The sequence below is a fragment of the Alloalcanivorax venustensis ISO4 genome, from assembly GCF_015356855.1.
Taxonomy (GTDB): domain Bacteria; phylum Pseudomonadota; class Gammaproteobacteria; order Pseudomonadales; family Alcanivoracaceae; genus Alloalcanivorax; species Alloalcanivorax venustensis.
Window position 1 is genome coordinate 253,917 of record NZ_ARXR01000001.1, and the last position, 9,619, is coordinate 263,535.

At 65.4% G+C, this 9,619-nt stretch carries 11 protein-coding genes and 1 pseudogene; 3 read left to right on the forward strand and 9 right to left on the reverse strand.

From position 1 onward, the window contains the following. Positions 1 to 38 precede the first annotated feature (38 nt). Both ISO4_RS01180 and ISO4_RS01185 read right to left on the reverse strand, forming a co-directional pair. Complete coding sequence (locus tag ISO4_RS01180) at positions 39 to 692, reverse strand: c-type cytochrome (RefSeq protein ID WP_194854868.1); 654 nt, start codon at positions 690 to 692, stop codon at positions 39 to 41. A gap of 23 nt (positions 693 to 715) precedes the next feature. Then, the gene (locus ISO4_RS01185) at positions 716 to 1,012 is read right to left on the reverse strand and encodes a c-type cytochrome (RefSeq protein ID WP_067610052.1); all 297 of its coding nucleotides are present in this window, start codon (positions 1,010 to 1,012) and stop codon (positions 716 to 718) included. Between the two features lie 200 nt (positions 1,013 to 1,212). On the opposite strand from ISO4_RS01185, the gene yihA reads away from it, so the two are divergent. Beyond that, entirely contained in the window at positions 1,213 to 1,842 is a 630-nt protein-coding gene (gene yihA, locus ISO4_RS01190) for a ribosome biogenesis GTP-binding protein YihA/YsxC (RefSeq protein ID WP_142947637.1), read from the forward strand. Positions 1,843 to 2,282: 440 nt separating this feature from the next. On the opposite strand, the gene ISO4_RS01195 is transcribed toward yihA, so the two are convergent. The 7 genes from ISO4_RS01195 to ISO4_RS01225 form a co-directional block, all read right to left on the reverse strand. Continuing rightward, entirely contained in the window at positions 2,283 to 2,615 is a 333-nt protein-coding gene (locus ISO4_RS01195; protein ID WP_142947638.1) for a Na+/H+ antiporter subunit G, read from the reverse strand. A 10-nt stretch (positions 2,616 to 2,625) separates the two neighbouring features. Beyond that, entirely contained in the window at positions 2,626 to 2,895 is a 270-nt protein-coding gene (locus tag ISO4_RS01200; RefSeq protein ID WP_142947639.1) for a K+/H+ antiporter subunit F, read from the reverse strand. Beyond that, the gene (locus ISO4_RS01205; RefSeq protein ID WP_142947640.1) at positions 2,889 to 3,374 is read right to left on the reverse strand and encodes a Na+/H+ antiporter subunit E; all 486 of its coding nucleotides are present in this window, start codon (positions 3,372 to 3,374) and stop codon (positions 2,889 to 2,891) included. The genes ISO4_RS01200 and ISO4_RS01205 overlap by 7 nt, the downstream gene beginning before the upstream one ends. After that, positions 3,371 to 4,861, reverse strand: a complete 1,491-nt coding sequence (locus tag ISO4_RS01210; protein ID WP_194854869.1) for a monovalent cation/H+ antiporter subunit D — start codon at positions 4,859 to 4,861, stop codon at positions 3,371 to 3,373. Before ISO4_RS01210 ends, ISO4_RS01205 begins: the two co-directional genes overlap by 4 nt. Beyond that, positions 4,861 to 5,196, reverse strand: a complete 336-nt coding sequence (locus ISO4_RS01215; protein WP_142947642.1) for a Na+/H+ antiporter subunit C — start codon at positions 5,194 to 5,196, stop codon at positions 4,861 to 4,863. Before ISO4_RS01215 ends, ISO4_RS01210 begins: the two co-directional genes overlap by 1 nt. Further along, complete coding sequence (locus ISO4_RS01220; RefSeq protein WP_194854870.1) at positions 5,196 to 8,036, reverse strand: monovalent cation/H+ antiporter subunit A; 2,841 nt, start codon at positions 8,034 to 8,036, stop codon at positions 5,196 to 5,198. The genes ISO4_RS01215 and ISO4_RS01220 overlap by 1 nt, the downstream gene beginning before the upstream one ends. Before the next feature lie 242 nt (positions 8,037 to 8,278). After that, positions 8,279 to 9,043 (reverse strand): ATP-binding protein, encoded by a 765-nt coding sequence (locus ISO4_RS01225; RefSeq protein ID WP_142947644.1) that lies wholly within the window; start codon positions 9,041 to 9,043, stop codon positions 8,279 to 8,281. 133 nt (positions 9,044 to 9,176) lie between these two features. Between ISO4_RS01225 and ISO4_RS01230 the strand changes: the two genes are divergently transcribed. Both ISO4_RS01230 and ISO4_RS01235 read left to right on the forward strand, forming a co-directional pair. Then, positions 9,177 to 9,416, forward strand: a complete 240-nt coding sequence (locus ISO4_RS01230) for a kazal domain protein (RefSeq protein ID WP_142947645.1) — start codon at positions 9,177 to 9,179, stop codon at positions 9,414 to 9,416. A 17-nt stretch (positions 9,417 to 9,433) separates the two neighbouring features. Continuing rightward, a pseudogene (locus ISO4_RS01235) lies at positions 9,434 to 9,619 on the forward strand (hypothetical protein); the annotation flags it as partial.

Below are 9,619 nucleotides of genomic sequence, written 5' to 3' on the forward strand. Positions count from 1 at the left end.
CGAGGCTGCCTTTTCGCTGAACGCCGATCAACAGCGGATTATTCGCTGTCGCGCTCCGGCGCGGAGAGACCCGCCACAAAGCTGGAGACCGCCTGAATCTGGGCGTCGCTCATCTTCGCGGCCAGGGTGCGCATCATCGCCTGGGGATCGTTATCACGCTTGGCCATGTCGCCGATGTCCTCGCGGCCGACGGCGCGGAACGCTTTCAGCTGGCTTTCCGTGTAGGCGGGCTGCTGGCCGGCCAGTGCCGGGAAACCGGCGGCGTCGACGCCCTGACCGGCGGGGCCGTGACAACCGGCGCAGGCGGGGATGCCCTGCTCCACGTCGCCACCGCGATAGATACGCTCGCCCATTTCCACCAGGTCCGGCTTCACCTGGCCGGTTTTCACGGACTGCTCGGTGAAGAAGGCGGCCAGGTCCTGCATGTCCTGCTCGCTCAGATTGGCGGCCTGGCCCTGCATGATGGCGTTCTCGCGCTCACCGGATTTGTAGGCCTTAAGCTGCTTGATCAGGTAGCGCTCGCCCTGCCCCGCCAGACTCGGGTACTGGCCGGAGGGGGAATTGCCGTCCGGGCCATGGCAGGCCGCGCATACCTGGGCTTTCTCTTTACCGGCTTCCGGGTCGCCCTCGGCCAGGGCGAAGGGGGTGGCCACCACGGCAGCCAACAGCACGAACAGCTTGAAACACTTCATGGCCTTTCCTTCAAGAGCAGGGATTACTTGGTCATGTATTCAATAAGAGCACGATAATCTTCTTTGGAGCAGTCGCCGCACATGCCGCCCGGGGGCATGGCGTTGTAGCCCTCCTCGACGTGCTTGACCAGCGTGTCCATGCCTTTGTCCATGCGCGGCTTCCAGGCGGCCTGGTCCCCGGTTTTGGGGGCGCCGGCGGCACCGCTGGCATGGCAGTAGGTGCAGCTCTGATCATAGAGCTCTTTGACGGATTCGGCCTGGGCACCGGCCGACAGGCTCATAGCGATGGCGAGGGCGAGCCCCGTGGCAAAACCTTTCATGTGAATCTCCCCATGAGCTGGCGACATGCTGGCTTACTCAGGCGTCGGCGCCGAATTTGCCTTTGCACACAAACACCTGTAGAACGTCGGCCGCACGGCGAACGCGCGACGGCGCGCATTATATACTAGAGGTTCGCTCCCGTCATATGCCTTATTAAAGGCGCGGGTATTCGCTGTCCGCGCTCACTGAGAGACCGATAATGGCCCAAGATCCGACCCAGCGCCTTCTCCACCAGGCCCGCTTCCTGAAAAGCGCCCAGAACGTGGAACAGTGCCCCCCGGACGCGGGTTTCGAGGTGGCCTTCGCCGGCCGCTCCAACGCCGGCAAATCCAGCGCCATCAACCGCCTCACCGGCCAGCGCACCCTGGCGCGCACCTCCAAGACCCCGGGCCGCACCCAGCTGCTGAACTTCTTCGAGCTGGACGAGGAGCGGCGCCTGGTGGACCTGCCCGGCTACGGCTACGCCAAGGTGGACAAGGTGACCCGCCAGCAATGGCAGCGCGACCTGGACGATTATCTGGCGCGCCGGCAAAGCCTCACCGGGCTGGTGCTGTTGATGGACATCCGCCATCCGCTCAAGGATTTCGACCGTCTGATTCTGGAATGGTCGGCGCGCGCCGGCATGCCGCTGCACCTGCTGATCACCAAGGCGGACAAACTCAAGTACGGCGCCGCCAAGAACACCCTGCTGCAGGTGCTCAAGGACGTCCGCGATCACCCGGCGCCGCTCAGCGCCCAGCTGTTTTCCGCCACCAACGGCAGCGGCTGCGACGAGGCCTGGCGCCAGCTCGGCACCTGGCTGGCGGTGCCGCCGGACCCGGCGGGCTGACCGGGTCCGTCACTCCGGCGACGTTTTACGACACCGCTCTGGCGCAGGGGCGGCGCCGGCCAAAGCGTGCCGATTCAGTGTAACCCACTGACATAAAACGTCTTTTACCGATTTCCAAAAACAGGCATGCCTCTTGCTTCAGTGAACGGCAAGAAGAAGGAAGAGGGGAAGTCCCACTTTTCAGTGGGCAAAAAAAATCCCTGGCAGCAAGTGGGGGAAGGGAACGACTGCGCTGCCAGGGAGGCTTGCCGCCCCAGCCTCCTGGGGGAGAGACCGGGGTGTCCAGAAGCTACGAACCGGTGAGGGTACTGGGGGATCGGGGGTACCGGTCCGTAGCTATTGATTAGGACTGGCCGCCTTTGGAAAAAGTTTCCACGTCCTAATACCTTTTACAAATTTCATAATTCCTGCACAACAAGCACTATTAAACCCGCTTGCGGCTACTGCTTCCAGGGGCCGCCGCGGGTATCTTCCCGGCGCTTCAGATTGCGGTGCATGGCCGCCTTGGCCAGCATGTGCGCCGATACCGGAGCGGTGATAAACAGGAACAGAACGATCAGCACTTCCTGGAGCTGCAACGCCCGCTCCTGCCAGGAGAAAAACAGCAGCGACCCGAGAATGGTGCCGCCCACGCCCAGGGTGCTGGCTTTGGTCGGGCCGTGCAGACGCAGATAAAAATCCGAAAGCCGCACCAGGCCGATGGACCCCACCAGCGCGAACACCGCCCCGACCAGAATGAAGGCACTGACCAGAAATTCAACGATCTCGTTCATAGTGTCGTCCCTACTCGATGATGTCGCCACGCAACATGTATTTGGCCACCGCCACGGTGCTCACGAAGCCGATCAACGCGATCAGCATGGCGGCCTCGAAATAGAGCTTGCTGTCCGAGGAAATGCCGTACAGCACGATCAGCCCGATGGTGTTGATGTACATGGTGTCCAGGGCCAGGGCCCGGTCCGGCAGCGTGGGCCCGCGCAACAACCGGTACAGGTTGAGCAGCAGGGCCAGCACGAACAGCCCGAAGGCAATCGTCAGCGCGGTCTCTAGCATTCGAAAATCTCCTTCAGTGGCCGCTCATAGCGCTGCTTGATCTGCCGGATCATGGCGTCTTGGTCGTCCACGTCGAGGGCATGGATCAGCAGGGTGCGCCGGTCCTCGCTGACATCGGCACTGACCGTGCCCGGCGTCAGCGAGATGGTGCTGGCGAGCAGCGTGATGGCGAACTCGTCGGTGAGGTCCAGCGGCAGCTCCACGAACCCGGGCCGCAAACGCCGGGGCGGCCCGAGGATCAGAATCGCCACCGCCATATTGGCGGTGAGAATGTCCCAATGCACCACCAGCACGAACCGCACCAGCTTGGGGAAGTTGCGCAGGCGCGGCACATTGGGCCAGAACGACTGGGTGCCCAGCGGCAGCACCACCGCGAGCACCAGACCGAGCAGGGCGTGCCCCCAGGAGAAGCCGTTAAGCAGCATCCAGGTGGCCCACAGAAACAGGCTCAACAGCGGAAACGGCAATACTCGACTCATAACGCACTCTCCCCGGCGCCCAGCACCGCGTCGATATACAGGCCGGGCTGCGCCCACTGCCCGGCCACCGCCAGGCAGGCTTCAAGCACCGGCTCGCCCCAGATCGCCAGCGCCGGGGTGGTGGCCAGCAGCGCCACCGTGGCCGCCAGGCGCGGCCCGTCCAGGCTGCGTTCTTCGCCGTCGCCGGTGGCCCGCCAGAACAGCGTCGACCCGGCCCGGCTCAGGCCGATCAGGGCGATCAGGCCGCCGCCCAGCAACAGCAACCAATAGACCGGCGCCGGCACCGCCTGCATCAGGGCGACCTTGCCGATAAAGCCGGATAACGGCGGCAGGCCGACCACGGCGATGGCGCCGGCGAAAAACAGCGCGCCGAGCACCCCGCGGCCGACGGGGGACGGCCCCGCTTCAAGCCGGTCCGCCAGTTCCCCACGCCCCCGGGACACCAGGTCCGCCAGCAGAAACAGGCCGCCGCACACCAGGGTCGAGTGGATCAGGTAGTAAAGCATGGCGCCGAAGGCCGCCGGCGACGACCAGGCCAGCCCGGCCACCAGCGTGCCCACCGACATCACCAGCAAATAGGCCACCATTTCGCCGAGGCGGCGGGCGCCGAGCACACCCACCGCCGCCAGGCCCAGGGTGATCAGCGCCAGAATCCACAGCGGGTCCCGGCCCAGCCCGGCCAGCGCGCCGCCGCTGAACGCCAGGCCGTACACCCGGGCGATGGCGTAGATACCCACCTTGGTCATGATCGCGAACAGCGCCGCCACCGGCGCCGTGGCGCTGGCGTAGGTGGCCGGCAGCCAGAAGTAGAGCGGGAACAGCGCCGCCTTCAGGCCGAACACCACCCACATCAGCAGGCCGGAAAGGCGCGCCAGATCCAGGCTGTTACCCTCCAGTTCACTCACTTTGACCGCAAAGTCGGCCATATTGAGCGTACCGGTGGTGCCGTAAGCGAGCCCCAGCGCAACCAGGAACAGCGCCGAACCGATCAGGTTGAGCACCACATAGTGAATGCCGCCCTTCACCCGGGCCGGGCCACGGCCGTGCAGGGCCAGCCCGTAGGAGGCGATCAACAGCACCTCGAAGAACACGAACAGGTTGAACAGGTCGCCGGTCAGGAAGGCGCCGTTGATGCCCATCAGCTGCAGCTGGAACAACGCGTGGAAGTTGGCGCCGCGCCGGTCGTCGCCACGGCTGCCGTAGATCAGCGCCGGCAGCGCCAGCACCGCGGTGAGCAGCACCATCAGGGCACTCAACCGGTCGAGCACCAGCACGATGCCGAACGGCGCCCGCCAGTCACCCAGCTGATACACGCCGATGTCGCCGCTGGCCGCCTGCTGCCACAGGCCCAGCGCCACGGGGATCAATGCCAGGGTCGCCAGCAAACCGGTGAGGCGGCGCAGGCGCTGGCGTTCGCGGACCTCCAGCAAAAGCAGCATGCCCGCGAACGCGGGGATCAGAATCGGCGCGATGATCAAATGTTCCATCAGCCGTCCTCCCCGTCGGAGCCACCGTCCACGTGATCGCTCTTCATTTCACCCTGGCCGCGCAGGGCCAGCACCACCAGAAAGGCGGTCATGGCGAAACCGATCACGATGGCGGTCAGCACCAGCGCCTGGGGCAAGGGGTCGCTGGCGTTTTCGGACATGCCCACCACCGGCACCTGGTTCAGGCTCAAGCGGCCGGACACGAACACGAACAGGTTGACCCCGTAGCTGAGCAGCGTAATGCCCAGAATCACCGGGAAGGTGCGCGCGCGCAGGGTCAGATAGACGCCGCAACCGACCAGCGTCGCGATGATCAACGCAAGCATCACTTCCATCAGGCGCCTCCTCTCTGGCCGGTTTGGTCAGGGTCATTCCCGGCGCCGGTGCCGGCGCCCTTGTCGTCCAACAGCGACAGCTTGCCGAGGTTCGCCAGCATCAGCAGCGTGGCGCCCACCACGGTGAGGAACACACCGGTATCGAACAGCATGGCGCTGGCCACCTCGAACTTGCCCACCAGCGGCCAGTGGATGTAATCAAAGGTGCTGGTCAGGAACGGATGGCCGAACAACCAGGAGGCCACCCCGGTGATCCCGGCCAGCAGCAGGCCCAACGCCACCACCGGGTGGTAGTCGCCGGGCATGCGGTGGTGCATCCAGCCCACCCCGGAGGCCACGTACTGCAGCAACAGCGCCACCGACGTCACCAGGCCGGCGATAAAGCCGCCGCCGGGCAGGTTATGGCCGCGCAGGAAGATGTACACCGACACCAGCAGGGCCAGCGGCAGCAACGGCCGCGAGATGGTCACCAGCACCAGCGGGTGCGCGTCCCGCGCCCAGGGCCGGCCGGTGGAATCCGCCCGGGGCGAGGTCAGTTTGAGATCCTTGAGCAGCGCGTAGATGCCCATGGCGGCGATGCCCAGCACGGTGATCTCACCGAAGGTATCGAAGCCCCGGAAGTCCACCAGGATCACGTTGACCACATTGGTGCCACCGCCGCCCGGCTTGGCGTTCTCCAGGAAGAAGCCACTGATGCTGTTGAAGTCGCTGGTCATCATGGCGAACGCCATGACGCCGACGCCGCCGCCGACCACCACCGACAGGAACAGATCGCGGAACACTCTGAACACGCCGGATTCGGCGCTGGTGCGCACCGGCAGAAAGTACATCGCCAGGATCAGCAGCATCACCGTGACCACTTCCACGGAAAGCTGGGTGAGCGCCAGATCCGGCGCCGAGAAGCGCACGAACACCAGCGACACCACCAGCCCCACCACGCTGATCGACATGATCGCCGTCATCCGGTGGCGGTGCAGAATGGCGGTGATCACCGCGGCCACGATCAACATGGCGCCGGCCAGCAGCGCCACCCCGTCCAGGGGCAGCAGCGCCCGGTCGCCGCTCAGCAAACGCGGCCCCAGCTGCGTCAGCAGCACCAGCGAGACCACCGCCAGCAACCAGGCCACATAGGTCTGCAGGGAGCCGTTGCGCAAGCGCCCGCTCAACGCGCCGGCGAACCCCGCCACCGCCTGCATGGCGCGCTCGAAAATCAGGTTGGCGTTGATCTCGGGCAGGCGCGCGTGCCACCGGAACAGGCGCTGCCGCTGGCTGTAGACCAGCACGCCGCCGACCAGGGCGATGACGCTCATCAGCAACGGCAGGTTAAAGCCGTGCCAGATGGAAAGATGGTATTCCGGCAGGGTGCCGCCAAGCGTGGCGGTGCCGGCCACCGCCAGCAGCCCGGCCACGGTGAGCGCCGGGAACACGCCGACCGCCACGCACAGCGCCACCAGAATCTCCACCGGCACTTTCATGTAACGGGGCGGCTCATGGGGCGGAAACTTGGGCAGGTTCACCGGCTCGCCGTTGAAGAAGACGTCGTGGATAAAGCGCGCCGAATAGGCCACCGACAACACGCCGCCCAGGGTGGCGCCCAGCGGCAGCACCCAGCTCAGGGCGCCGAGGCGGTCGGACTGCAGGGTCTCGGCGAAGAACATCTCCTTGGACAGGAAGCCGTTGAGCAACGGCACCCCGGCCATCGCCGCCGAGGCCACCATGGCGAGCACCGCGGTGTACGGCATGTAACGCCACAAGCCGTTGATACGGCGCATGTCCCGGGTGCCGGTTTCGTGATCAATGATGCCGGCGGCCATGAACAGCGACGCCTTGAAGGTGGCGTGGTTGATGATGTGGAACACCGCCGCCACCGCCGCCAGCTCGGTGTTCAGGCCGAACAGCAGGGTGATCAGACCCAGATGGCTGATGGTGGAATAGGCCAGCAACCCTTTCAGGTCGTGCTGGAACAGCGCGGCCAGCGCACCCCACAGCAGCGTCGCCATGCCGGCCAGCGTGACCAGGTCGAACCACAGGTTGGTGCCCGCCAGCATCGGGTAGAAGCGGGCCAGCAAAAACACCCCCGCCTTGACCATGGTGGCGGAGTGCAAGTAAGCACTTACCGGCGTCGGCGCCGCCATGGCATGGGGCAGCCAGAAGTGAAACGGGAACTGGGCACTCTTGGTGAAAATACCCAGCAGCACCAGGCACAGAATCAGCGGGTAGAGCCCGCTGGCGCGGATGGCGTCGCCGCTGGCCAGCGCCTCGCCCAGGGAATAGCTGCCCACCACCTGGCCGATCAGCAGCACCCCGGCGAGCAGTGCCAGGCCGCCCAGGCCGGTGACCGTGAGCGCCATGCGCGCCCCCTTCCTGGCGCCGCTGTTGTGCGACCAGAAACCGATCAGCAAGAACGAGCTGAGGCTGGTGAGCTCCCAGAACACCACCAGCAGCAGCAGGTTGTCACTGGTCACCACCCCCAGCATGGCGCCCATGAAGAGCAGCAGGTAGGCGTAAAAACGCCCGGCTTTTTCATCGGCGGACAGATAGTAGCGCGCGTACAGAATAATCAGCAGGCCGATGCCCAGCACCAGCATGGCGAACATCAGCGCCAGGCCGTCCAGGCGGAACGCCAGGTCCAGGCCCAGGCTGGGCAGCCACTGCAGTGAAGAGAGCACCGTTTCGCCGGCGATCACCCGTCGCGCGGGCGCCACCATCAAAGCCAGCGCCAGAGCCGGCAACGCCGCGGCGCTCAGCGCCAGCAGCGTGCGCGAGGCCCTGAAACGTTCGGCCAGCGGCGGCAGTGCGGCCCCCAGAAAGGGCAGCAGCACCAGAATGGAAAGATTCATAGGCAATCCGTTGTCAGTTGCGGCAACGCCGCGTCGAGCTTATCAGTAAATCATCAACTCAGCGTGACAACGGGCGGATCCGGGAAATAGGGGCGGCGGCCCCGCCGCGGGCAGTGGGCGGGCATACTGATCATTCTGTGGTGCCGCAATTGGCAGTCCATGCAAAACCGAATCACTGAAAAGGGTCCGTAGTATGCCACGCCGATCCGGGGCGAACACAAGACCGGCCCGCCACCCGGGTATCAGAGCTCGCCCACGAATTGATTATAGAACTGCCGGGCGGTGCGCCCGGAGCGCCCGCCGCGCTCCATGGAAAAGCGGCGGGCGAGAATGTGCAGCCGGTCGCGGTCGGCGACCTCGCCGAACAGGTGATCGACGATCTGGAAATACTGCGCTTCATTGATCGGGTAAAAGCTCAGCGACAGGCCGAACCGGTCGGACAGGGAAATCTTCTCTTCCACCACGTCGCCGTGGTGGATCTCACGGCCCACCACCCGGCTCTGCTCGTTGTCGGCCTGGTACTCGGATACCAGGTGGCGGCGGTTACTGGTGGCGTACAGGCGGACGTTCTCCGGCGGCAGCTCCAGCGAGCCTTCCAGCACGCTTTTCAGGTGCTTGTACTGGGTTTCACCGTCCTCGAAGGCTATGTCGTCGCAGTACACCACGAAACGCTGGGCGCGCTCGCGCAGATCATCGACGATCTCCGGCAGGTCCACCAGGTCGTGCTTTTCCACCTCGATCATGCGCAGCCCGCGCGGCGCGTATTCGTTCAGCAGCGCTTTCACCAGCGACGACTTGCCGGTGCCCCGGCTGCCCCACAGCAGCGCATGGTTGGCGGGCTTGCCGGCCAGGAAGCGTTCGGTGTTCTGCACCAGCTTCCGTTTCTGCGTGTCCACGCCGAGCAGATCGTCCAGCGCCACCGGGTCCAGGTGCCGCACCGGTCTCAGTCGTTGCTGTCTGGGCCGCCAGATGGCGGCCGCTTCCGCGCGCCAATCAACGTGATTCATGGTGTCCCCGTTGGAAATCAGGTCAAAAATATTGCCACGGTCGGCCCGGCGACTAAAGAACTTGCTTGCCCGCCCCGGGTCCACCTTTAACATGGACCCAGGATAAAACACGCAACCGACCCCGGAGACACCCATGATTCGCTTCCCTCTCGCCGGCCTTACGCTGATCCTGGCAGCCGCGGGCTGCGCCCATACCCCGGCGAACCTCCCCGACAACGCCCGCCCCTGCCCGGAACCGCGGCCGCAAATGTGCACCATGGAATACCGCCCGGTGATCGGCCTGGACAAGAACGGCGAAACCCTGGGCGAATACAGCAACGCCTGCAGCGGCTGCGCCAAAGAAGGCGTCGCCTATACCGTGCCGGTTAAATAACGTCCAAGGACACCGCTTTGCCGCTTTCGCCCGTACGCCGGTTACTGGACTTCGACGCGCAATACCGCCGCGACCAGCAGCACACGCCGGACTTTCTGCACCGCCGCGACCGCCGTCTGGCGCTGGCCCGTGAACAGGACGGCGCGCCGCCGCCGGACGCCGCCGCCTGGCTGAGCGCGGTGGACGCCCCCGGCGCCGGCGCG

What these genes read in the sequence shown, in the direction of transcription:
- ISO4_RS01215 (WP_142947642.1), bottom strand. Translation starts at nt 5,196, where the DNA reads ATGGAAGTGATGCTTGCGTTGATCATCGCGACGCTGGTCGGTTGCGGC.
- ISO4_RS01195 (WP_142947638.1), bottom strand. Translation starts at nt 2,615, where the DNA reads ATGAACGAGATCGTTGAATTTCTGGTCAGTGCCTTCATTCTGGTCGGG.
- ISO4_RS01180 (WP_194854868.1), bottom strand. Translation starts at nt 692, where the DNA reads ATGAAGTGTTTCAAGCTGTTCGTGCTGTTGGCTGCCGTGGTGGCCACC.
- yihA (WP_142947637.1), top strand. Translation starts at nt 1,213, where the DNA reads ATGGCCCAAGATCCGACCCAGCGCCTTCTCCACCAGGCCCGCTTCCTG.
- ISO4_RS01210 (WP_194854869.1), bottom strand. Translation starts at nt 4,861, where the DNA reads ATGGAACATTTGATCATCGCGCCGATTCTGATCCCCGCGTTCGCGGGC.
- ISO4_RS01185 (WP_067610052.1), bottom strand. Translation starts at nt 1,012, where the DNA reads ATGAAAGGTTTTGCCACGGGGCTCGCCCTCGCCATCGCTATGAGCCTG.
- ISO4_RS01225 (WP_142947644.1), bottom strand. Translation starts at nt 9,043, where the DNA reads ATGAATCACGTTGATTGGCGCGCGGAAGCGGCCGCCATCTGGCGGCCC.
- ISO4_RS01220 (WP_194854870.1), bottom strand. Translation starts at nt 8,036, where the DNA reads ATGAATCTTTCCATTCTGGTGCTGCTGCCCTTTCTGGGGGCCGCACTG.
- ISO4_RS01200 (WP_142947639.1), bottom strand. Translation starts at nt 2,895, where the DNA reads ATGCTAGAGACCGCGCTGACGATTGCCTTCGGGCTGTTCGTGCTGGCC.
- ISO4_RS01205 (WP_142947640.1), bottom strand. Translation starts at nt 3,374, where the DNA reads ATGAGTCGAGTATTGCCGTTTCCGCTGTTGAGCCTGTTTCTGTGGGCC.
- ISO4_RS01230 (WP_142947645.1), top strand. Translation starts at nt 9,177, where the DNA reads ATGATTCGCTTCCCTCTCGCCGGCCTTACGCTGATCCTGGCAGCCGCG.